Consider the following 21,884-nt stretch of genomic DNA (forward strand, 5'->3'; position numbering starts at 1 on the left):
CGTTCCAGTCCCGCAGCCGGCGCCAGCACGTCATCCCGGAGCCGAAGCCGAGCTCCTTGGGGAGGTGTTCCCACTGGATGTCGGTGTGCAGGACGTACAGGATCCCGCACAGGACCTGGCGGTCCGGGACCGGGCGACGACCGGGGTAGCGGAACCGCCGTTCCTTCTTGGGCAGCAGCGGCTCGATCCGCTCCCACAGGTCATCCGGCACGATCCACGGTGGAGTCCCCACGGCCCGGACAACGCCCAACTCGCCTACGAGGCACGGCCACCGGGGCCGATGTAGCTCATTGTGTTAGCCGTTCTTAGCCTCCCCTGCGAGGTGCGCCTCCGCATCGTCCAGGCGCAGCGGGGGCAGAGTGATCATCCCGTCGGAAAACTTCACTTTGTGCATCCGATGATTGTCGACGCCTGAGCTGCGCTGCGTTATCGGATTCCGCAGGACATCGCACCTCGCCCCCGTCCCAGGAGGTGATCTTGGGATGGCTGGTGTGACCACGGCGTCGGAGCCGTCCTGGATAGCCCCATTTGCTGGGCTGAGCCTGCGTGAATTCAACAAGCTGATCGCCGAGTTGCGCCGCGAAGGCGCGGATGTGGTCCGCGGAGGCCGACCGTGAAGTTTGCCCTTGGAGGACCGGGTTTCGATAGGTCGTGTTTTAGAAGTGGGCCCGTTCCCTCGTCTCGTGCCGTGATGATCTTAGGTGGGGCGAGGGGATCTTTCTGACGGTCAGTGGGCGGTGCTGGAGCCGATGCTGCCGGTGGCGGTGCTGGGAAGGCGGTCGTCGGGGCGGCGGAAGCTGATCGACGGCATCCGGTGGAGGGTGCGGACCGGGTGCCCCGTGGCGGAATCTGCCGGTCGGATACGGGCCGTGGCAGACGGTCTACGGACTCTTCCGCCGTTAGCAGCGTGACGACACCTGGCCCAAACTCCTGACCGGGCTGCAAGCCCGGGCGGATGCGGAACGGCTGATCACGTGGGAGGTCAACGTCGACTCCACAGTCTGCCGGGCCCATCAGCACGCCGCCAGCGCCCACCGCGACGGGCAGGCCCAGAAAGAACTGCCGGCTGGAGCCCGCGCCGAGCCCGACGACCACGGCCTGGGCCGGTCACGGGGAGGCTTCACCTTGAAGATCCATCCTCGCCTGCGAGCAAGGCCAACGATCGCTGTCCTTGCTGGTCACCGCAGGTCAGTGCGGTGACAGCCCTCAGTTCGCGGCCGTCCTGGAAGGCATCCGAGTGCCCCGCACCGGAGCGGGCCGTCCCCGCGTCCGCCCGCTGCGAGTGCGGGGCGACAAGGCGTACTCCTCCCGCGCCAACCGCGCCTACCTGCGAAAGCGGGGAATCCGGTGCACGATCCCGGAGCCTGCCGATCAGGTCGCCAACCGCAAACGGCGAGGGAGGGCCGGCGGGCGGCCGCCGGCCTTTGACCACGAGGACTACAAGGCCCGGCACGCGGTCGAGTGCGGGATCAACCGGCTCAAGCGCAACCGGGCGGTCGCCACCCGGTTCGACAAGCTCGCGGTTCGCTTCGAAGCCACCGTCCTGATCGCCGCCATCGGCGAATGGCTGCCGCTGCACTGAGCTGTCGGTTCCTCATGCCATGCTGACCGCGACCAGGGCCAGCAGTGCGAGAGGGAGGCAACGATGGGGGCTCAGTACTACGGCGCCGACAGTGAGAACGGTGACCGCATCGACGACCCCTCCGAGGACGCGCTGTTCATGATGATCAGCGACCTCAACGACTCCGAAAACACCTTCGTGGTCGTTCAGCCCGACGAGGACGATCCCGTCTGGTTCGCCTCCGTGGCCCTCCTGGACGCAGGTGGCTACGAGATCGTCCGACGCGACACCACCCGACGCGAACACGAGGTCACCACGGCGACCAGCGTCAACGACATCGCCCGCGACCTCACCATCTGGATGGCCGCGCGCGACTTCCCCGGGCGGCCAACCAGCAAGGTCAGCGAGTTCTAAAACACGGCCTAGTCGCCGCATGCTGGCGGACGAAACTGACCTTGCGGCAGCTTGCGCCGCTGTTCGTGTTGTCCAAGTCAGCCGCCGACCGCATCATCGACCACCTCGGGCCCTCGTTCACGTTCCAGCCGCGCAGGCGGTTGCGGAAGGACGCCGTGCTGATCGTGGACGGAACCCTGGTGCCCACCCGGGACCGCACCGTCGCCGAGCAGTCGAAGAACTACCGGTACTCGACCAATAACCAGGTCGTCATCGAGGCCGGCACCCGGCTCGTGGTCGCCGTCGGCCGGCCGGTCCCCGGCAACCGCAACGACCGCAGGCCGTGGGAGCTTTCCGGTGCGAAAAGCGCTGTCGGCGGGATCACCGTCAGTGCAGACGGCGGCTATTGCGGCACCGGCCTGGTAATCCCGCACCGCCGCGGGCGCGGGCAGGCCGAACTCCTGGTGTGAAAAGAGGAACACAACGCATCTCACCCAAAGGTTCGTGCCCACGTCGAGCACACCTTGGCCCGGATGAAGACCTGGAAGAACCTCCGCGACTGCCGCCTGAAAGGTGACGGTGTGCACCAGGCAATGCTCGGCATCGCTCGCCTGCACGGCCTCGCCCTGGCCGGGTAACGAGAAACGAACTGGTCAACCGGAACGCCGTAGATCATTCACGGGACAGCCCTTAGCCCACGATGGCAGGTTGTGCGGCACCTCCAAATGCGCCCCTTCTGCCGCATCCACGGTCTCAGGGGCTCCCAAGGCGGACCGAACACACATTGCACTCCGCCACCTCGAACGCTCTCACGTCCTTGAGCTCCATCCGCGCATCCGTGCGGATGCCGACGACCACAGTTGAGCCGTCCACGCGGCGGACAGCACAGTCCGGAGCTTGCCGACGCTCCCGTATGCCGTCGTCCCAGTGAGGCCAGAGCGGCTGGGAGGCGTTCCGTGCCGGCCTGATCGACGTCCAGGAGTCACTTGGTGCCGCTTTCAGCCAGGAGTCGCAGCCCATGTGCTCTCCGGTCGTAGCGGCGCAGTGTCAGCCCGCGAGATGACACTCACTCCGCGATCACCGAAGGGGCCGCCTGGCACTACCCCTTCGGACTGAGCCCGCACACACTGTCCGACAGCGACCTACGGCGCCGCGTGTGCACTGTGCGCACGCGCGGGGGGCAGAAGCGCGTCTTCGCGGGATCCATCTCAGCAACAGACGCGGACGGCGTGGGTATCAGTCGAGCCGTCCGGAGGGCTGGTGTTAGAGTTATCTCGACATCGAGATATCTGCCGAGGCGCCCCGCGGCCGCCCGGCGCCGCCGACTCGGGCGGTGAGGCGGTGAAGGTTTCAGTAAGGGTTACCTAACTTAGCCTTACCTCACCGAATTCGGCAACGTGGCGTGGCGGCAGGATTGCGGTGGAACGCGCACATCAATGAAGGAGACTGTCGTGTCGGCGAACAGCTTCGACGCCCGCAGCACGCTGCGCGTGGGCGACGAGTCGTACGAGATCTTCAGGCTGGACAAGGTCGAGGGCTCCGCTCGCCTTCCCTACAGCCTCAAGGTTCTGCTGGAGAACCTGCTCCGCACCGAGGACGGCGCGAACATCACCGCCGACCACATCCGTGCCCTCGGCGGCTGGGACTCCCAGGCCCAGCCGTCGCAGGAGATCCAGTTCACGCCGGCCCGCGTGATCATGCAGGACTTCACCGGCGTGCCCTGCGTCGTCGACCTCGCCACCATGCGTGAGGCCGTCAAGGAGCTCGGCGGCGACGCCGACAAGGTCAACCCGCTCTCCCCGGCCGAGCTGGTCATCGACCACTCCGTCATCGCTGACAAGTTCGGTACGAAGGACGCCTTCGGCCAGAACGTCGAGCTGGAGTACGGCCGCAACAAGGAGCGCTACCAGTTCCTGCGCTGGGGCCAGACCGCGTTCGACGACTTCAAGGTCGTCCCCCCGGGCACCGGCATCGTCCACCAGGTCAACATCGAGCACCTGGCGCGCACGGTCATGGTCCGCAATGGCCAGGCGTACCCCGACACCCTGGTCGGTACCGACTCGCACACCACGATGGTCAACGGCCTGGGCGTCCTCGGCTGGGGCGTCGGTGGCATCGAGGCCGAGGCCGCGATGCTCGGCCAGCCGGTCTCCATGCTGATCCCGCGCGTGGTCGGCTTCAAGCTGACGGGCGAGCTGAAGCCCGGCACGACCGCCACCGACCTGGTTCTCACGATCACCGAGATGCTGCGCAAGCACGGCGTCGTCGGCAAGTTCGTCGAGTTCTACGGTGAGGGCGTCGCCGCCACCTCGCTGGCCAACCGCGCCACCATCGGCAACATGTCGCCGGAGTTCGGCTCCACCGCCGCGATCTTCCCGATCGACGGCGAGACCCTGAACTACCTGAAGCTCACCGGCCGCTCCGAGCAGCAGGTCGCGCTCGTCGAGGCGTACGCCAAGGAGCAGGGCCTCTGGCTCGACCCGGCCGCCGAGCCCGACTTCTCCGAGAAGCTGGAGCTGGACCTCGCGACGGTCGTCCCCTCGATCGCCGGTCCGAAGCGCCCGCAGGACCGCATCGTCCTCGCGAACGCCGCCGAGCAGTTCAAGACGGACGTCCGCAACTACGTCGACTCGGTCGACGAGGCGGGCAAGGAGTCCTTCCCGGCCTCCGACGCCCCGGCCACCACGGACGGCGTCCCGTCGAACCCGGTCCTCGTGACCGCCCCCGACGGCTCGACGTACGAGCTGGACCACGGCGCGGTGACGGTCGCGGCCATCACCTCCTGCACCAACACCTCGAACCCGTACGTCATGGTCGCCGCCGCGCTCGTCGCGAAGAAGGCCGTGGAGAAGGGCCTGACCCGCAAGCCGTGGGTCAAGACGACCCTGGCGCCGGGCTCGAAGGTCGTCACCGACTACTTCGACAAGGCGGGCCTCACCCCCTACCTCGACAAGGTCGGCTTCAACCTCGTCGGCTACGGCTGCACCACCTGCATCGGCAACTCGGGCCCGCTGCCCGAGGAGGTCTCGAAGGCCGTCAACGACCACGACCTCGCCGTCACCTCGGTCCTCTCCGGCAACCGCAACTTCGAGGGCCGCATCAACCCCGACGTCAAGATGAACTACCTGGCGTCCCCGCCGCTGGTCGTCGCGTACGCCCTCGCGGGTTCGATGAAGGTCGACATCACCAAGGACGCCCTGGGCGCCGACCAGGACGGCAACCCGGTCTACCTCAAGGACATCTGGCCGACCGAGGCCGAGGTCAACGACGTCGTGGCCAACGCCATCGGCGAGGACATGTTCAACAAGTCCTACCAGGACGTCTTCGCGGGCGACGCCCAGTGGCAGGCGCTGCCGATCCCGACCGGCAACACCTTCGAGTGGGACAGCGAGTCCACCTACGTCCGCAAGCCCCCGTACTTCGAGGGCATGCAGATGGACCCGGAGCCGGTCACGGACATCACGGGCGCCCGCGTCCTCGCGAAGCTCGGCGACTCGGTGACGACGGACCACATCTCGCCCGCCGGCGCCATCAAGGCCGACACCCCGGCCGGCAAGTACCTCACGGAGCACGGCGTCGAGCGCCGCGACTTCAACTCCTACGGCTCGCGCCGAGGCAACCACGAGGTCATGATCCGCGGCACGTTCGCCAACATCCGCCTGCGCAACCAGATCGCGCCGGGCACCGAGGGCGGCTACACCCGCGACTTCACCCAGCCCGACGCGCCGGTCTCGTTCATCTACGACGCCTCGCGCAACTACATCGAGCAGGGCATCCCGCTCGTCGTCCTCGCGGGCAAGGAGTACGGCTCCGGCTCGTCCCGCGACTGGGCCGCCAAGGGCACCGCGCTCCTCGGCGTCAAGGCCGTCATCGCCGAGTCCTACGAGCGCATCCACCGCTCGAACCTCATCGGCATGGGCGTCCTCCCGCTCCAGTTCCCGGAGGGCCAGTCGGCCGCCTCCCTCGGCCTCACCGGCGAGGAGACCTTCTCCTTCACCGGCATCGAGGAGCTGAACAACGGCACCACCCCGCGCACGGTCAAGGTCACGACCGACACCGGCGTGGAGTTCGACGCGGTCGTCCGCATCGACACCCCCGGCGAGGCGGACTACTACCGCAACGGCGGCATCATGCAGTACGTGCTGCGCAGCCTGATCCGCAAGTAGGCGGGCCGGTAACGCAGTTCAGGGCCGCATTCCCGGTGGACGGGGGTGCGGCCCTGTTGCTCATGACCCGTATCTTTTGCGGTGCTCGGCGCGAACGTGGTCCCAGAGGCGCGCCCGCTCGGATGCGTCCACGTCGTCCAGGTTCAGGTGGAACGTGTCGGTGAGCACGTCGTACCAGTCCTCGGCGACATCGATGATCCGCTCCTCCGTGCCCCCGGCGTCGATCCTGCGCAGCACGCAGCCGCGCAGCATGACGACGCCCTTGGCCTCGCGGAGCTGGGCCTGGAAGACCCGGACGAATCCGGACTCGGGCGAGGTCGACAACTCGATGTGCTTGGCCTCGAAGGCGGCCATCCCGACCGGCTCCGGTGCGAACATCATCGTGTCGAACGCGCCACGCGGGTCGTGGATGAACCGCCAGCCGCCCGGCACGACGGTCGACGGGGCCATGCCGTACGTGAACGGGCCCTGCGTGTACGTCCCTTGGCGTAGGGGGAGGGGTTCGTACATGCCGCCCGCAAGCCCTACGTCCACGAGCCAGCGCTCGCCGTCCAGCCCGACTGTGAGGGCGAGATGGTCGCCGCCGGGCCCGTCCGGGTCCTCGACCTCGTCCTGCACCCCGGCCACGTGCATCGTCACGTCGTAGCCGAGGGCTTGCAGCAGCGCGGCGAAGCCGCCGTTCAGGGTGAAGCAGTAGCCGCCGCGGCCTTGTAGGAACCGGGCGACGGATTCGGCGGGTTCGATGTCCGTGCGCCGCCCGAGCTGGTTGTCGAGCGTCTCGTACGGGATGCGCTCCACGTGGGCGCGGTGCAAGGCCCAGAGGGCGTCGGCGGTGGGGGTGTCCGGCCGTGCCACTCCCAGCACGGCCAGGTATCTGTCTACGTCGATCACGCGGTGGCGCCGTTCAGGAAGTCGGCCCAGACGGCCGGGGCGACCGTGAAGTGCGGGCCCGCCGGGTTCTTGGAGTCGCGGATGTGGATGGCGGTGGGGTGGGCTGACACCTCTACGCACTGGCCGCCTTCGTCGCTGCTGTGAGTCGACTTCTGCCAGTCGTGCGCGACTTCGACGCAAGCGCCGCCTTCACTGCTGCTGTGGCTCGACTTCCGCCAGGCGTAGGCGACTTCGAGGCACTGGCCGCCCTCGCTGCTGCTATAGCTCGACTTGAACCAGTTCAGTGCGGTGCTCATTGCTCTCCTGCCAGCCGGTCCAGCAGGCCCCTGGTCTCCTTGGGGCTGAGGGCCTGTGACCGCAGCATCGCATATTTGCGTTCCAGGATGGACACTTCGCCCGCGTCGGAAACCCACTGGCTTCCGCGTTGCGATTCGGCGTAAGCGAGGTGCTGATGTTCCGGGGTCTCCAGCAGGGTGAAGGGCCCCGCATCTCCAGCATTCTCCGGCGCATCGAGCGCCAGAATCTGCAAGGTCAGGCTCGGCAGGTCCGCACACGCACGTAGGTGACGCAACTGCTCCGCCCGCACCGCCGGTTCAGCGATGCCCATCCTGAGCGCGGGCTCCCACACGACGAAGCTCAGCGTCGGTGGACACTTGCGGCGCAGTATGGCTTGCCGCTCGACGCGCCCTGCCGTCCTCGACTCGATCTCGTCCGCGTCGTACGCGGGCACGCGCTGCCGCAGCAAGGTGCGGGCGTACTCCTCGGTCTGGAGCAGGCCGGGCACGACCAGGGTGTCGTACCAGCACAGGGCGATCGCCTCCCGCTCGTGCTGGATGTAGGACTCGGCCCACATGGGGTACTGGTCGACCTCCGGCAAGGCGGCCACCGCCACCGCCAACACCCCAGGGCTCCCGAACAGTTCATCCATCGCGGCGGCCAGCTCCGGCACCAACGGCCGCCGAGCCTGCTCAATCGCGGCGACGGTCGACTCGGCCACCCCGATGCGCTCCCCGAGCGTCGCCTGCGTAAGCCCAGCGGATCTGCGGAACAGGGCGACGAGATCGGCAACCATCCTCATCGCCGATGGACTCTTCGACGGACGCTTCATAGTGCGCACTGTCCCCACCTTCACGCTCGGTCGACACTGCGCGCACCCCGACGAAAAGGCCGTCGGGGTGCGCGAACTGTCACAAGGCAATCACTCTGCGCAACAGTTGGCTCATGAACGAGGATCTCCGCGAACGCTTCTACCGCCGCGAACGCCAATCCGTGCCAGCAGCCCGCGACTTCGCTCGGGCCGCGCTACGTGACTGGGGCGTCAAGGACCGCGCGGACGACATCCTGCTCTGCGTCAGCGAACTCACCACGAACGCCCTGCTGCACGGCGTCCCGCCCGGCCGGGGCTTCTTCCTGCGCATGACGGCGTACGAAGACGGGGTCCGTGTGGAAGTCCACGACACCGGCGACGGCGTACCGGCCGTGCCGGGCCCGGCGACCGACGCCGAAGGGGGCCGGGGCCTGCTCCTGGTGACGGCGCTGGCCGACAAGTGGGGCGTGGAGGAGCGGGACCCCGGCAAGGTCGTGTGGTGCGAGATCAGGGTTCCGTGACGAACCCTTCTGTCCACTGGTCCTCGTCGAGCACGGCTTCCTCGATGTAGAAGCAGGCGGGCTCATCGGCGAAACCGGGAAGCCGCCGAGCGCGTTCGACGCGTCCCTCTGCCGCTTCGCGGCTCGAATAGGCGCCGAGGTGTTTGACGTCGTCCCCACCCTCGGCGTCGGACCAGAAGTCGTCGGGGTCGGAGAAGTGCCGAACGACTCCGCCCTCCTCCGTCCGGTGGTGCACGTGCCACAGCAGGTAGACCTTGGCGAGTCCGCTCATGCGGGCCCCTTCTTGTCGGGCGGGCGAACACGGGTGTCTCCCAGTGTCCCGGACACCCCGTTGACCTGCACGGACACCCAGGACTTGTCCGGGACACCAGCAACCCGTTGCCGGCCCTCGCAGCGGCTCGCAAAGCTCTGATCCAGCCCCGGCAGCACGCCGGGCAACAAACACACCACCCTGTGATCGGAGCACTCATGAACACCCGAGCACGCCTCGCCCCCGTACTCCTCGCCGCCACCATCGTCGGCGGCCTCGCGACCACGGCGACGGCGCCGGCCCAGGCGCAGCCGACCGCGTCCGCGGCCGCGTCGTCGTACTACTTGAAGTTCGACAAGCGCACCAACACCAACTCCACGCTGGCGCTGATGAAGAGCGTCTCCGGGCCGGACAAGGTGATCAAGAAGTACCGGGCCGGCTCCGGCGTCTCCACGAACGAGTGCGCCAGCCTGAGGGGTTGGCTGCCCACCAAGACGTACAAGATCAAGAAGTGGTACAAGAAGTACGACGGCACCGCGATCAAGGGGTACGCGTTCCACCTCAACGACACCACGTGCAAGAACGGCTACACCCGCAGGACCCAGTTGTTCATCCACAGCGAGATGACGAAGAACGGCGGCCAGGGCAGCAGTGAGCCCCGGCGCTGGGACGGCAACAGCGACTACAAGTCCGCCGGCTGCATCAAGCTGAAGCCCGCCGACATCAAGGACCTGTACAAGAGGGGCAAGAACCTCGGCTTCCCCAAGAAGCTCATCGTGACGAACTGACGACCATCTGACGCTCCGGAAAACCGCCGCGGGCGGGCGTGAACACTCCACGCCCGCCCGCGACTTCATGCACGCAGACACTCACCCGCGCTACGACAGCAACTCCACCTCCGCCACCGTCGCCGCCCCGCCCGTGAACACGAGCCGGTACTGCTTGTACGAGCCCGGCTTCGGCACGGTGAAGGCCCGGGTCTGCTTGTCCCAGGTGAAGGACTCGCCGGACCGCTGGTCGAGCGTCTTCCAGGACGTACCGTCCGCCGAAGCCTCAAGCTTCCACCCGGTCGGGGCGGACGCCTTGTCGGCGCTGGTCAGCGTGTACTGCACGGCCTTCGTACCCTCCGCGCCGACCGGCAGCTCAACCGAACCGGCCGCGCTCGCGCTCGTCGCCGACGAGTTGTCGAACAGCGCCCCGGAACCGGTGATCGCGTCCTTGCGCGGCGACGGCACCTTGTCGTCCTGCGTGATGGACACGGGAGCTGCGTCCTTGCCCGTGCCCCAGGCGGACGGCTTCGCGCCCATCGCGAACTCGATCGTGCCGCCCTTGGCGACGACCGAGTGCGGCAGCGACGTCTTGTTCCACGCCTTGCCGTTGACCTTGACGCCCTGCACATAGATGTTCTTCGCGCTGTTCTTGGGCGCCTTGATGGTGAGCTTCTTGCCGTTCTCCAGGTGCAGCGTCATCTTCGTGAACTGCGGGGAGCCGATCGCGTACTCGCCGCTGCCCATGACGAGCGGGTAGAAGCCCATGGAGGAGAAGAGGTACCAGGCCGACTGCTCGCCGTTGTCCTCGTCGCCGTGGTAGCCCTGGCCGATCTCGCTGCCGGTGTAGAGGCGGGAGAGGACCTCGCGGACCTTCTCCTGCGTCTTCCACGGCTGGCCGGCCGCGTCGTACATGTACGTGACGTGGTGCGCGACCTGGTTGGAGTGGCCGTACATGCCCATCCGCACATCACGCGCCTCCGTCATCTCGTGGATGACGCCGCCGTACGAGCCCGCCACGTCCGCCGAACCCGTCTCGGTCGTGTCGAAGTACGTGTCGAGCTTCTTGGCGAGGCCGTTCTTGCCGCCGTACAGGTTCGCCAGGCCCTTGCTGTCCTGGACGGCCGTGAAGGCGTAGCCCCAGGCGTTGGTCTCCGTGTAGTCGTAGCCCCAGATCGCCGGGTTGAACTTGGACGACTCCACGCGCCAGTCGCCCTTGGCGGTCCTGCCCTGGAAGAAGCCGGTGCCCGCCGCCTTGGCGTCGAACATGTTCACGTAGTCACGGGCGCGGTTGAGGAAGTACTCGGACTCCTCCTTGTACTGCTTCTTCCCCGTCTTCTTGTAGAGCGCCTGGCCCATCTGCGCGATGCCGTAGTCGTTGAGGTAGCCCTCCAGGGCCCACGACAGACCCTCGTGCGTGTCGGTGCTGGTGTAGCCGAGGAAGGGCGAGGTCTGCATGCCCTTGCGGCCCACGCCGGAGATCGGCGGCACGACGGTCGCGTTCTTCACGGCGGCCTTGTACGCGTCCTCGGCGTCGAAGTCGACGCCCTTGACGTACGCGTCCGCGAAGGCGACGTCCGACGACGTGCCGGTCATCAGGTCGGCGTAGCCCGGCGAGGACCAGCGGGAGATCCAGCCGCCGTCCTTGTACTGCTGCACGAACCCGTCGACCAGCTCACCGGCCTTCTCGGGCGTGAACAGCGAGTACGCGGGCCACGTCGTCCGGTACGTGTCCCAGAAGCCGTTGTTGACGTACGGCTTGCCCTCGACGATCTTCGCGCCCGTGTGGGTCGGCGTGTCGGGGCCGGTCATCGCGGTGAACGGCGAGGCGTACAGGTACTTGTCGCCGACCTTCTCGAAGCCCGAGTTCGGGTACAGGTACAGGCGGTACAGGGAGGAGTAGAGCGAGACCCGCTGGTCCTCCGTCGCACCCTCCACCTCGACCTTGTTCATCAGCGCGTCCCACTGCGCCCGCGCGGCGTTGCGCACCGACGTGAAGGACTTCCGCTGCGGCAGCTCCTGCGCCAGGTTGTCCTTGGCCTGGTCGATGCTGATGAGCGAGGTCGCCAGGCGCAGCGTGACCGTGCGGTCCTTGCCCGCGTCGAAGGTGAAGTGCCCCTTCACGCCGGAGGCCGCCGCGTCCTTGACGGGCTTGTCGAAGACGCCGTAGACGAAGAGGCGCGTGGCGCCGGTCGACAGGCCGGACTTGACGTCCGAGTAGCCGGTGACGACGCCGTTGTCCTTGTCGAGCGTGAGGCCGCCCTGTTCGGAGGCGTTGTCGAAGATCACGCTCGCGTCGTCGCCCGGGTAGCTGAAGCGCAGCGCGGCGGCGTGGTCGGTCGGCGCCATCTCCGCCTTGACGCCGTTCTCGAACGTGACGCCGTAGTAGTACGGCTTCGCCGTCTCGTTGTCGTGCTTGAAGGGGAGGGCGCGCCCGCTGCGGGACGTGTCCACCGTCGCGGCGGCCGACGGCATCATCTGGAACGTCTGGCGGTCACCCATCCACGGGCTCGGCTCGTGGCTCGCGGCCAGCGCCTCCATCGTGGGCAGGTTGTCCGCGTTGTTGTCGCGCGCGTAGTCGTACAGCCAGCTCAGCGAACCGGCGTTCGTCACCGGCGTCCAGAAGTTGAAGCCGTGCGGGACGGCCGTCGCCGGGAAGGTGTTGCCGCGCGAGAAGCCGCCGCTGGAGTTGGTGCCGCGCGTCGTGGACGCGTAGTCGCTCAGGTGCGCCTTGGGGCGGACGGGTTCGGCGCGCTTGATGGCGATGTCGTCGACCCAGCCGCGGAACTTCGCCGGGCCCTTGGGGGAGTCGTACGCGACGAGGACGCGGTCGATGGTCTTGCCCGCGGCGACGGAGCCGATGGACGACTTCACCGCGTTCCACTGGTTCACGTACAGCCGCTTGGCGGCGCCCTGGCCCTGCGGCGTCAGGAGCCCGCCGTGGGAGTCGACCGCCTTGAGGTCGCTCAGATAGGTGCCGTCGGTGAAGGCGAGGTCGACGGAGACGTTCGTGGCGTCGTAGTCGAGGTCCTTGTCCGCCATCTGCGGGAAGACCTTGTACGACAACTCGGTGTCGCGCTGGACCGCCACGTCGACGTCGAAGACCTTGTTGTACGAGTACGCGCGCCCGTCCGCCTTGTGCGTACCGGCGTAGCGCAGCGCGCGCTTTCCGGTGAAGCCCGCGCCCGCCTTGGCGGTCGGGGAGCCGCTGGGGCCGCGGTCCACGAGGGAGAGCATGTCCTCGGGGGTGGGGACCTGCTCGTCGCCGGTCGAGAGCTGGAGGTCGGCGAGTTGGGTGGCGTCGCCCGCCCCGTTGTTCTTCGTGAACTCGATCCGGAAATGCGAGTAAGCGGCCGGGTTCTCCACCCCGTACGTCTTCGTCTGGAAACGCTCGGCGAACGTTTCCCCGGAGCGGGTGTCGAGCGTCGTCCACTCCTTGCCGTCCGTCGAGCCCTTGAGCGTCCAGTCCCTCGGGTCGCGCTCATCGTGGTCGTTGGCGGAGGTCAGCGCGTACTTGGTGACCTTGGCCGGCTCGTCGAGGTCGTACTCGATCCAGGCGGTCGGCGTGAACGCCAGCCACTTGCTGGTCGACTCGCCGTCGACCAGGTTCTCCTTGGTCTCGCCGCCACCCGTGTTCTCGCCGCTGGCGCGGACCTCGGTGACATGGGCGTTGACATTGCCCGGGATGCCGCCGCTGTAGCCGCCGTCGACGCCGCTCGACCGCTTGGAGCCGTCCTTCGCGGTGTCGACCGTGTTGAGCCAGTCCGGGGCCGGCTGGCCCTCCTCGAAGGAGGAGCTGAACTCCTTGGCGGGGCGCGGCTTGTGGGCCTGCGCGGCCGCCGCGGCCCCCTGGCCGACCGCCGTCAGCACCAGCGCGGCCGCGCCCACGGCCGCCGTCGTGGTGATTCTGTGTCTGGAACGGCTGGCTCGGATCGATCTGCCCTGCATCGGTGTGCACCCTCCCGGCGCTGTCGACAACGTTGTCAGTTCGCTGCGCAACGTCCAGTAGGGAGGCAAGGGGACAGTGGTGTCAAGGGTGTTGCGCAGGACGTGGCGCCGGGTGGGGCGGGCGGTCAGACCCGGACGACCCACAGGGTGTCGATCTGGTCCCAGCCCTCCGCGGCGAGCCGCTCCTGGACGCGGAGCCCCGGCCCGGTCAGGATGCGGAGCCGCTGGGGCGGGGTGAGGCTGCGGGCGAGGGCGACGAGCGTCTCCAGGGCGCCGTTGGCCAGGTAGGTCACCTGCGTCAGATCCACCGTGACCTCGTCGCTGACGCGGCTGTGTTCGGCCACGGCGATGGCGAGGGACGCCTTGTGGGCGCCGACCACCTGGCCGAACAGGCGGACGCCCGGGGCCCGGTGGAGCGGGGTGATCAGGAGGAGGTCGTCGACGAAGTAGTTGCGCATGGCGAGTCCCAGTGGCAGTGCGCCGTCCGGTGAAGCGAGGGCCCGGCAGTGGAGGCGGGGAGCGGCGCTTGTGGCGCGGGAACGAATCACCCGCGAAAGGCAGCCGCTGGCGTGGGGGCCTCCTAGGGGCCCGAGAGATCGCCGGACGCACATCGCCGCGCTTACGGCGACGCTCTGTCCACGGACTGACACGAAGGGTACTCCCGCCGCGCCGCCCGCGGATAGTCCCGACGGGGCGCAGCGGTTGCACTTGGCATAGGCCGGGCGCACGCGACCGGCCGCGTGCTGTGCCGGGAAGTGGCCGGAACAGAGGGGGTCACCCCGGGGCGCGCGTTCACATTCCGAACGCAGGGCACCGCACATCGCCCGACTCACGCGCTTTCGTGCCCCTCCTCCCCGCCTGGACGCGTTCATGGCTTCGGGGCCGGCGCGTGCCGCTACATCCTTTGTAGGCAAGGGAGTTGAAAAGATCGACTTCTACCGGCCCATGGCTTATTTCCGGGAGGTCTCAACTCGGAAAAGACCGACGCCCAAACCTGCATTCGATCTTGCCCAGCTCACAGTGAGTGGACTATACCTGTCGGCGTCCGCCCCGGCCGTGACGCGGCCGCGGTCCCGGAACTTTCCGCACCACCCAGCTCCAATTGCGTTCCCTCGGGACGGGGTATTTCCGGACGTGTTCGTTCCGGAGACGCTTTCTCCGGCCCGGGGCCCGGGATTCGGTCCCGGCACGACACAGCACATCACCGCGGTGCCGGGGAGGATCCGGTTCACCGCCTGAGTCCTGGAGAAGGCGAGGACTTGAGCATGGGATCCACTTCCGACGCGCACACCACCGGTGCCGGCACCAACCGCCGCGACCTCATCAAGCGGTCCGCGGCGCTCGGCCTGATCGCCGTCCCGTCGATGGGCTTCCTCTCGGCGTGCGCGAGCGGCGACAGCGGCTCCGACGACAAGGTCGAGAAGGGCAAGAAGACCAAGACCAACCCGCTGGCGGTCAACGAGAGCGCCGGCCTGTCCGTGGTCATCTTCGACGGCGGCTTCGGCACGAAGTACGCCACCGACGCCAACGCCGCCTACAAGAAGGCGTTCCCGAAGGCCAAGGTCACGTTCCACTCGACCCAGAAGATCCAGTCCGAGCTCCAGCCCAAGTTCAACGGCGGCACCCCGCCGGACCTCATCGACAACTCCGGTGCCGAGCAGATGGACATGGGCGTCCTCGTCGGCAAGAAGCAGCTCGCCGACCTCACGCCGCTGCTCGACGCGCCGTCCGTCGACGACCCGAACAAGAAGGTCCGCGACACGCTGCGCCCCGGCATCGTGGAGATGGGCCAGTTCGACGGCGACCCGGTCTGGATCCTGTACTACGCGTACACGGTCTACGGCGTCTGGTACTCCCAGACCAACCTGGAGAAGCTCGACGCGACGTACCCGGAGACCTGGGACGACATGCTCGCGCTGTGCGCCAAGGCGAAGAAGAAGGGCATCGCGGGCTGGACGTACGCGGGCAAGTACCCGTACTACCTGCCGTTCTCGCTCTACCCGTTCATCGCGAAGATCGGCGGCCGCCAGGTCCTCGACGCGATCGACAACCTGGAGCCGAACGCCTGGAAGCACCCGGCCGTCAAGGCCGCCTTCGACGCGTACTACGAGCTGTACGCGAAGGGCTACATCCTCAAGGGCACGCCCGGCATCGACCACATCCAGTCGCAGACGGAGTGGGCCAAGGGCAAGGCGCTGTTCATCCCGAACGGTTCCTGGGTAGAAAACGAGTCGGCGAAGGTCATCCCGGCCGACTTCAAGCTCTCCGTCGGCGCCCCGTCCAGCCTCGACAAGAACGACAAGATGCCGTTCGGCACCATCTGGGCCTCCGGCGGCGAGCCGTACATCGTGCCCGCCAAGGCGGCCAACGTCGAGGGCGGCATGGAGCAGCTGCGCATCATGCTCAGTGAGGCCTCGTCGAAGAACTTCACCAGCCAGGTCAAGTCGCTCTCCGCCTACAACGGCGGCACCGAGGGCATCGACCTGACCCCGGGCCTCACGTCCGGTGTCGCCGCGCTGAAGAAGGCCGGTGACAACGTGGTCAACCCCCGTCTCCAGGACTGGTACGTCAAGCTGCAGAAGGAGCAGATCGGCGTCGCCGGTCTCGGCGAGATGATGGCCGGCCGGCTCACCCCGGCGGAGGCCATCAAGAAGATCCAGGGCTTCGCCGACGCGGCGGCCAAGGACCAGTCGATCAAGCACTACAAGCACCAGTGAGCCAGTAAGAGACAAGCGGGAGAACGGCACGTGCGCACACGTCATCAACGGCGGCACCCGCACAGCGATCGGGGTCGGTAACCATGCAACACGGCAAGTACCGCTTCATAGTGGGTTTTCTGGTGGCCCCGCTGGCGCTGTACGCCATCTTCGTCATCTGGCCGTTCATCCAGTCGATCTACTACTCGTTCACCGACTGGACCGGTCTGAGCCCCGACTTCAAGATGGTGGGCTTCGACAACTACACCCGTATGCTGCACGACGACATTTTCTGGAAATCGCTGCAGCACAGTGTGGTCCTCGTTCTGCTGTTGCCGTTGGTGACGCTGAGCCTCGCGCTGTTCTTCTCGTTCATGCTCAACGTCGGCGGGCGGCGCCGCAAAGGCGCCGCCATTTCCGGAGTGCGCGGTTCCGGTTTCTACAAGATCGCGTACTTCTTCCCGCAGGTGCTCTCGATCGCCATCGTCGCCCTGCTCTTCCGCTTCATCTACAACCCCAACGGCGGCGCCCTGAACTCGGCGCTCAAGGCCGTCGGGCTCGGCGGCTTCCAGCCGGAGTGGCTGGGCGACCCGGCCTGGGCGCTGTGGGCCGTCATGGCGGTCCTCGTCTGGGGCACGACCGGCTTCTTCGTCGTCCTGTTCTCGGCGGGCATGGCCTCCATCCCCAAGGACTTCTACGAGGCGGCCCTGCTCGACGGCGCCAGCCGCGTCACCACGTTCTTCCGGATCACGCTGCCGCTGCTGTGGGACACCATCCAGTCCGGCTGGGTCTACATGGGCATCCTCGCCCTCGGCGCCGAGGCGTTCGCCGCGGTGCAGATCATGACGGTGGGCCCCGGCGGTCCCGACTACTCGACGACCGTCCTCCCGCTGTACGTCTACCAGTCGGCGTTCCGTGACGCGAACGCCGCCTACGCGACCACCATCGGCGTCGCGCTCCTCATCGTCACGCTGCTGTTCGCGGCGATCGTGATGCGTCTTGGCCGGCGCGAGCGGCTGGAGTACTGATGAAGACCACTGACACCCCGCCCCCCGCCGAGCAGCGGGGCGGGCCCGCCGGGCCCGTGCCGGGCCCGCGCGTGGCCAAGCACGACGCCGCGCCCGAGACGGGCAAGGACGTCACCGGCTCCACCCTGAACGTCTTCTCCCACGGCGTCCTGATCATCTGGGCGATCCTGGTGGTGCTGCCGCTGCTCTGGGCGGTCATGACGTCGTTCAAGGACGACAACTCGATCCTCAGCTCGCCCTGGGCGCTGCCCGACAAGCTGCACTTCGAGAACTGGTCGCGGGCCTGGTCGCAGGCGCACATGAGCGACTACTTCGCCAACACCCTGATCGTCGTCGGCTGCTCGCTCGTCGGCACGCTGGTCCTCGGCTCCATGGCCGCCTACGTCCTCGCGCGCTTCGAGTTCCCGGGCAACCGCTTCATCTACTTCCTGTTCGTCGCGGGCATGAGCTTCCCGATCATGCTGGCCCTGGTGCCGCTGTTCTACGTGATGAACAACATGGCGCTGCTGAACACGCTGCCCGGGCTCATCCTGGCCTACATCGCGTACTCGCTGCCGTTCACGGTGTTCTTCCTGACGTCGTTCTTCCGGACGCTGCCGACCTCGATCGCGGAGGCCGCGTTCGTCGACGGCGCCTCGCACACCCGGACCTTCTTCCAGATCATGCTGCCCATGGCCAAGCCCGGCCTGATCAGCGTGGGCATCTTCAACTTCCTCGGCCAGTGGAACCAGTACATGCTGCCGACGGTCCTGAACACCGACCCCGACAAGCGGGTGCTCGCCCAGGGCCTCGTCGAGCTGGCCACCAGCCAGGGCTACAAGGGCGACTGGTCCGGCCTCTTCGCCGGTCTGGTCATGGCGATGCTGCCGGTGCTCGCCGCCTACATCATCTTCCAGCGGCAGGTGGTGCAGGGGCTGACGGCGGGGGCGCTCAAGTAGCACCGAGCGCGACCGTCCGCGCACGCACGGGTCCGGCCCCGGAGGGACACTCTCCGGGGCCGGACCCGTGCCCACGCCCGTTGGAACCGATTTCTGTCAAGGGCTTGACGGCAGATGGCACTTCAGCGGAGCTTGGAGTTCATAACTTGTACAAGGCCCGGTCACGCGGTGTGACGTCACGCCGTGCGGCGCGGGCCAGGGGCAGAGGTGGAGAGAGTCAATGGAGACTCCGGGGTCGCAGTCGTCGCTGCACCGGGCCAATCTGGAGCGGGTCGTACGCGCCGTGCGGCTCGCCGGTTCGCTCACGCAGGCGGAGATCGCGAGGACGACGGGTCTGTCCGCGGCCACGGTCTCCAACATCGTCCGGGAGCTCAAGGACGGCGGAACCGTCGAGGTCACGCCCACCTCGGCCGGGGGGCGCAGGGCCCGCAGCGTCTCGCTCAGCGGTGACGCGGGCATCGTGATCGGCGTCGACTTCGGCCACACGCACCTGCGCGTGGCCATCGGCAACCTGGCCCACCAGGTGCTCGCCGAGGAGTCCGAGCCGCTCGACGTGGACGCGAGCGCCGCGCAGGGCTTCGACCGCGCCGAGGAGCTGGTGGAGCGGCTCGTCGCGGCGACCGGCGTGGACCGGGCCAAGGTGGCCGGGGTCGGGCTCGGCGTGCCGGGCCCCATCGACGTGGAGAGCGGCACGCTCGGCTCCACCTCGATCCTGCCGGGCTGGACCGGGACACGGCCCGCCGAGGAGCTGGGCCGCCGCCTGGGCGTGCCGGTGCACGTGGACAACGACGCCAACCTGGGCGCCCTCGGCGAGCTGGTCTGGGGCAGCGGGCGCGGCGTCAAGGACCTGGCCTACATCAAGGTCGCGAGCGGCGTCGGCGCGGGGCTCGTCATCGACGGGAAGATCTACCGGGGGCCCGGCGGCACCGCGGGCGAGATCGGCCACATCACGCTGGACGAGTCGGGCCCGGTCTGCCGCTGCGGCAACCGCGGCTGCCTGGAGACCTTCACGGCCGCCCGGTACGTCCTGCCGCTGCTCCAGTCCAGCCACGGCACCGATCTGACCCTGGAGGGCGTCGTCCGCCTCGCCCGCGACGGGGACCCGGGGTGCCGCCGGGTGATCGCGGACGTGGGCCGGCACATCGGCTCCGGGGTCGCGAACCTCTGCAATCTGCTCAACCCGAGCCGGGTCGTCCTCGGCGGCGACCTGGCCGAGGCCGGGGAGCTGGTCCTGGGGCCCATCAGGGAGTCCGTGGGGCGCTATGCGATCCCCAGCGCCGCCCGCCAACTCTCCGTCCTTCCCGGGGCGTTGGGCGGCCGTGCGGAGGTGCTCGGGGCGCTCGCCCTGGCGCTCAGCGAGATGGGTGATTCGACCCTTTTGGACGGCACCGTGCCCACCGTGACACCTGCCTTCACTTAGAGAACGCATGACACCGTTGCCATCTCGTTAAGGATTTACTCCTTGACGCTGGGGTTGCGGCCGAGTTGACTTCCAGCCACCTCGGCCGCAACGTCGCGGCCTCGTCAGGGAGGTTTCTGAAGTGAACACGCGTATGCGTCGTGCCGCCGTTGCGTTCTGTGCCACTGCCATGGCCGTCTCGCTCGCCGCCTGTGGCTCCGCCAAGGAGTCCAAGGGCGACGACAGCGGCGACAAGGCCTCGACGGGCAAGAAGGGCGACGACATCACCGTCGGCCTGCTCCTTCCCGAGAACCAGACCGCGCGCTACGAGAAGTTCGACAAGCCGATCATTGAGAAGCAGATATCCACGCTGACCAATGGCAAGGGCAAGCTCGAGTACCTCAACGCCAAGCAGGACGCGACCCTCCAGTCGCAGCAGATCGACACGATGATCACCAAGAAGGTCGACGTGCTGATCCTGGACGCGGTCGACTTCAAGGCCGTCGCCAGCGGCGTGAAGAAGGCCAAGGACGCGGGCATCCCCGTCGTCGCCTACGACCGCCTGGCCGAGGGCCCCATCTCCGCCTACACCTCGTTCGACAACGAGGAGGTCGGCAAGACGCAGGGCGAGGCGCTCCTGAAGGCCCTGGGCTCCAAGGCCACCAAGAGCAGCAAGATCGTCATGATGAACGGCGCGGTCACCGACCCCAACGCCGCCCAGTTCAAGAAGGGCGCCCACTCCGTCCTCGACGGCAAGGTGACCGTCGCCAAGGAGTACGACACCAAGGAGTGGAAGCCGGAGAACGCCAACGCCAACATGGAAGGCGCCATCTCCGCGGTCGGCAAGGACAAGATCGCCGGCGTCTACTCCGCGAACGACGGCATGGCGGGCGGCATCATCACCGCGCTCAAGAGCGCGGGCGTGAGCAAGCTTCCCCCGGTCACCGGCCAGGACGCCGAGCTCGCCGGTGTGCAGCGCATCGTCGCGGGTGAGCAGTACATGAGCGTCTTCAAGTCGTACCCGCAGGAGGCCGAGACCGTCGCCAAGATGGCCGTCTCGATCGCCAAGAACGGCAAGCTGGACAGCTCCATCGCCACCGGCACCGTCGACAGCGGCACCGAGAAGGGTGTCCCCGCGGTCATCGTCCCGGTCGTCTCCCTGACCCAGGACAACATCAAGGACACGGTCATCAAGGAGGGTTACTACACCCTCGGCGAGATCTGCACCGCCAAGTACAAGGCGGCCTGCGACAAGATCGGTCTGAAGTAACCCCCCTGTCCCGCACGGGACTTGCGCGCCCCTTCCGGTAGCGCTCCTGTGTGAGTACGTCCGGCGTCCCGCCGCAAACAGCCCCGCAAGCTCGACGGCGGGGCGCCGGACGGAACACCCCCTCAGTCTTCTGTTCAACCTCCCGCCGGGTCAGGCCTTTGGCGGCGAAGGAGATGGTTCACGTGTCCGCTACGCCCGTGCTGGCGTTGCGCGGGGTCTCCAAGCGATTCGGTGCCGTCCAGGCGCTCACCGATGTAGAGCTTGAGGTCCACGCCGGTGAGGTGGTCGCCCTGGTGGGCGACAACGGTGCCGGAAAGTCCACCCTGGTCAAGACGATCGCCGGGGTGCACCCGATCGACGAGGGCCGCATCGAGTGGGACGGCAGGACCGTCGCGGTCAACAAGCCCCATGACGCCCAGAACCTGGGCATCGCGACCGTCTACCAGGACCTCGCGCTGTGCGACAACATCGATGTCGTCGGCAACCTGTTCCTGGGCCGCGAGATCAAGCGCCGCGGCGTCCTCGACGAGATCGAGATGGAGCGCCGCTCGCGCGAGCTCCTGGAGACCCTCTCGATCCGCATCCCGAGCGTGCGCATCCCGATCGCCTCCCTCTCCGGCGGTCAGCGCCAGGTGGTGGCCATCGCCCGCTCCATGCTCGGCGAGCCCAAGCTGGTCATCCTCGACGAGCCGACCGCCGCCCTCGGCGTCGAGCAGACCGCGCAGGTCCTCGACCTCGTCGAGCGGCTGCGCGAGCGCGGCCACGCGGTCATCCTCATCAGCCACAACATGGCCGATGTGAAGGCCGTCGCCGACAAGGTCGCCGTGCTGCGGCTCGGCCGCAACAACGGTGTGTTCGAGGTCAAGACGACCTCGCAGGAAGAGATCATCTCCGCCATCACCGGCGCCACGGACAACGCCGTGACCCGTCGTGCGGCGCGCAGCAACGCGGAGGCTCAGAAGTGAGCAT

16 protein-coding genes and 4 pseudogenes are annotated in these 21,884 nt (G+C 67.7%); 13 read left to right on the plus strand and 7 right to left on the minus strand.

Annotated elements, in window-relative coordinates; genetic code table 11:
* A partial coding sequence (locus ABZ877_RS17035) for a transposase (protein ID WP_361071106.1) occupies nucleotides 1-232 on the minus strand: 232 nt, incomplete at its 3' end.
* A gap of 250 nt (nucleotides 233-482) precedes the next feature.
* Here ABZ877_RS17035 and ABZ877_RS17040 point away from each other — a divergent pair.
* The 5 genes and pseudogenes from ABZ877_RS17040 to acnA all read left to right on the plus strand — a co-directional run.
* A pseudogene (locus tag ABZ877_RS17040) lies at nucleotides 483-614 on the plus strand (IS5/IS1182 family transposase); the annotation flags it as partial.
* 87 nt (nucleotides 615-701) lie between these two features.
* Nucleotides 702-1,582, plus strand: a pseudogene (locus tag ABZ877_RS17045) (IS5 family transposase).
* Nucleotides 1,583-1,601: 19 nt separating this feature from the next.
* Nucleotides 1,602-1,975 (plus strand): annotated as a pseudogene (locus ABZ877_RS17050) (hypothetical protein).
* Nucleotides 1,976-1,983: 8 nt separating this feature from the next.
* Nucleotides 1,984-2,592: pseudogene (locus tag ABZ877_RS17055) on the plus strand (transposase); the annotation flags it as partial.
* A gap of 813 nt (nucleotides 2,593-3,405) precedes the next feature.
* The gene (gene acnA / locus ABZ877_RS17060; RefSeq protein WP_361071109.1) at nucleotides 3,406-6,120 is read left to right on the plus strand and encodes an aconitate hydratase AcnA; all 2,715 of its coding nucleotides are present in this window, start codon (nucleotides 3,406-3,408) and stop codon (nucleotides 6,118-6,120) included.
* Nucleotides 6,121-6,180: 60 nt separating this feature from the next.
* Here acnA and ABZ877_RS17065 read toward each other — a convergent pair whose 3' ends face one another.
* From ABZ877_RS17065 to ABZ877_RS17075, 3 genes are read right to left on the minus strand one after another with little or no spacing between them, the layout of a single operon-like run.
* Nucleotides 6,181-7,011 (minus strand): arylamine N-acetyltransferase, encoded by an 831-nt coding sequence (locus ABZ877_RS17065; RefSeq protein WP_361071112.1) that lies wholly within the window; start codon nucleotides 7,009-7,011, stop codon nucleotides 6,181-6,183.
* Nucleotides 7,008-7,307, minus strand: a complete 300-nt coding sequence (locus tag ABZ877_RS17070) for a DUF397 domain-containing protein (RefSeq protein WP_361071114.1) — start codon at nucleotides 7,305-7,307, stop codon at nucleotides 7,008-7,010. The genes ABZ877_RS17065 and ABZ877_RS17070 overlap by 4 nt, the downstream gene beginning before the upstream one ends.
* A complete protein-coding gene (locus ABZ877_RS17075; protein ID WP_361071117.1) occupies nucleotides 7,304-8,119 on the minus strand; it encodes a helix-turn-helix transcriptional regulator in 816 nt (271 codons plus the stop codon). The genes ABZ877_RS17070 and ABZ877_RS17075 overlap by 4 nt, the downstream gene beginning before the upstream one ends.
* A 113-nt stretch (nucleotides 8,120-8,232) precedes the next feature.
* On the opposite strand from ABZ877_RS17075, the gene ABZ877_RS17080 reads away from it, so the two are divergent.
* Nucleotides 8,233-8,619 carry an ATP-binding protein gene (locus tag ABZ877_RS17080; protein WP_361071120.1) on the plus strand — a complete coding sequence of 129 codons (387 nt, stop codon included), beginning with the start codon at nucleotides 8,233-8,235 and terminating at the stop codon, nucleotides 8,617-8,619.
* Here the strand turns inward: ABZ877_RS17080 and ABZ877_RS17085 are convergent.
* On the minus strand, nucleotides 8,606-8,890 hold the full coding sequence (locus ABZ877_RS17085; protein ID WP_361071123.1) for a hypothetical protein: 285 nt from the start codon (nucleotides 8,888-8,890) through the stop codon (nucleotides 8,606-8,608). The two genes, ABZ877_RS17080 and ABZ877_RS17085, sit on opposite strands and share 14 nt — an antisense overlap.
* 197 nt (nucleotides 8,891-9,087) lie before the next feature.
* On the opposite strand from ABZ877_RS17085, the gene ABZ877_RS17090 reads away from it, so the two are divergent.
* Nucleotides 9,088-9,657, plus strand: a complete 570-nt coding sequence (locus ABZ877_RS17090; protein WP_361071125.1) for a L,D-transpeptidase family protein — start codon at nucleotides 9,088-9,090, stop codon at nucleotides 9,655-9,657.
* A 90-nt stretch (nucleotides 9,658-9,747) separates the two neighbouring features.
* Here ABZ877_RS17090 and ABZ877_RS17095 read toward each other — a convergent pair whose 3' ends face one another.
* Complete coding sequence (locus ABZ877_RS17095) at nucleotides 9,748-13,584, minus strand: GH92 family glycosyl hydrolase (RefSeq protein ID WP_361071128.1); 3,837 nt, start codon at nucleotides 13,582-13,584, stop codon at nucleotides 9,748-9,750.
* Nucleotides 13,585-13,709: 125 nt separating this feature from the next.
* Nucleotides 13,710-14,042: a hypothetical protein gene (locus tag ABZ877_RS17100; protein ID WP_361071131.1), complete on the minus strand. Its 333-nt coding sequence runs from the start codon at nucleotides 14,040-14,042 to the stop codon at nucleotides 13,710-13,712.
* An 807-nt stretch (nucleotides 14,043-14,849) separates the two neighbouring features.
* Between ABZ877_RS17100 and ngcE the strand changes: the two genes are divergently transcribed.
* From ngcE to ABZ877_RS17130, 6 genes are all read left to right on the plus strand, one after another.
* Entirely contained in the window at nucleotides 14,850-16,301 is a 1,452-nt protein-coding gene (gene ngcE, locus ABZ877_RS17105; protein ID WP_361071134.1) for an N-acetylglucosamine/diacetylchitobiose ABC transporter substrate-binding protein, read from the plus strand.
* 83 nt (nucleotides 16,302-16,384) lie between these two features.
* Nucleotides 16,385-17,308: a sugar ABC transporter permease gene (locus ABZ877_RS17110; protein ID WP_361071138.1), complete on the plus strand. Its 924-nt coding sequence runs from the start codon at nucleotides 16,385-16,387 to the stop codon at nucleotides 17,306-17,308.
* Nucleotides 17,308-18,246 carry a carbohydrate ABC transporter permease gene (locus ABZ877_RS17115; protein ID WP_361071141.1) on the plus strand — a complete coding sequence of 313 codons (939 nt, stop codon included), beginning with the start codon at nucleotides 17,308-17,310 and terminating at the stop codon, nucleotides 18,244-18,246. The genes ABZ877_RS17110 and ABZ877_RS17115 overlap by 1 nt, the downstream gene beginning before the upstream one ends.
* A gap of 220 nt (nucleotides 18,247-18,466) precedes the next feature.
* Nucleotides 18,467-19,666, plus strand: a complete 1,200-nt coding sequence (locus ABZ877_RS17120) for an ROK family transcriptional regulator (RefSeq protein ID WP_361071143.1) — start codon at nucleotides 18,467-18,469, stop codon at nucleotides 19,664-19,666.
* 121 nt (nucleotides 19,667-19,787) lie between these two features.
* Nucleotides 19,788-20,915, plus strand: a complete 1,128-nt coding sequence (locus ABZ877_RS17125) for a sugar ABC transporter substrate-binding protein (RefSeq protein WP_361071146.1) — start codon at nucleotides 19,788-19,790, stop codon at nucleotides 20,913-20,915.
* 173 nt (nucleotides 20,916-21,088) lie between these two features.
* Nucleotides 21,089-21,880 (plus strand): ATP-binding cassette domain-containing protein, encoded by a 792-nt coding sequence (locus tag ABZ877_RS17130; protein WP_361071148.1) that lies wholly within the window; start codon nucleotides 21,089-21,091, stop codon nucleotides 21,878-21,880.
* The last annotated feature ends 4 nt before the right edge of the window (nucleotides 21,881-21,884 follow it).

This window comes from Streptomyces sp. NPDC046939, assembly GCF_040644575.1.
Lineage (GTDB): Bacteria > Actinomycetota > Actinomycetes > Streptomycetales > Streptomycetaceae > Streptomyces.

Excerpts from the sequence above, each read along its gene's own strand:
- ABZ877_RS17070 (WP_361071114.1), bottom strand. The coding sequence starts at position 7,307 with ATGAGCACCGCACTGAACTGGTTCAAGTCGAGCTATAGCAGCAGCGAG.
- ABZ877_RS17075 (WP_361071117.1), bottom strand. The coding sequence starts at position 8,119 with ATGAAGCGTCCGTCGAAGAGTCCATCGGCGATGAGGATGGTTGCCGAT.
- ABZ877_RS17130 (WP_361071148.1), top strand. The coding sequence starts at position 21,089 with ATGGTTCACGTGTCCGCTACGCCCGTGCTGGCGTTGCGCGGGGTCTCC.
- ABZ877_RS17120 (WP_361071143.1), top strand. The coding sequence starts at position 18,467 with ATGGAGACTCCGGGGTCGCAGTCGTCGCTGCACCGGGCCAATCTGGAG.
- ABZ877_RS17090 (WP_361071125.1), top strand. The coding sequence starts at position 9,088 with ATGAACACCCGAGCACGCCTCGCCCCCGTACTCCTCGCCGCCACCATC.
- ngcE (WP_361071134.1), top strand. The coding sequence starts at position 14,850 with ATGGGATCCACTTCCGACGCGCACACCACCGGTGCCGGCACCAACCGC.
- ABZ877_RS17110 (WP_361071138.1), top strand. The coding sequence starts at position 16,385 with ATGCAACACGGCAAGTACCGCTTCATAGTGGGTTTTCTGGTGGCCCCG.
- ABZ877_RS17095 (WP_361071128.1), bottom strand. The coding sequence starts at position 13,584 with ATGCAGGGCAGATCGATCCGAGCCAGCCGTTCCAGACACAGAATCACC.
- ABZ877_RS17115 (WP_361071141.1), top strand. The coding sequence starts at position 17,308 with ATGAAGACCACTGACACCCCGCCCCCCGCCGAGCAGCGGGGCGGGCCC.
- ABZ877_RS17080 (WP_361071120.1), top strand. The coding sequence starts at position 8,233 with ATGAACGAGGATCTCCGCGAACGCTTCTACCGCCGCGAACGCCAATCC.
- ABZ877_RS17085 (WP_361071123.1), bottom strand. The coding sequence starts at position 8,890 with ATGAGCGGACTCGCCAAGGTCTACCTGCTGTGGCACGTGCACCACCGG.
- ABZ877_RS17100 (WP_361071131.1), bottom strand. The coding sequence starts at position 14,042 with ATGCGCAACTACTTCGTCGACGACCTCCTCCTGATCACCCCGCTCCAC.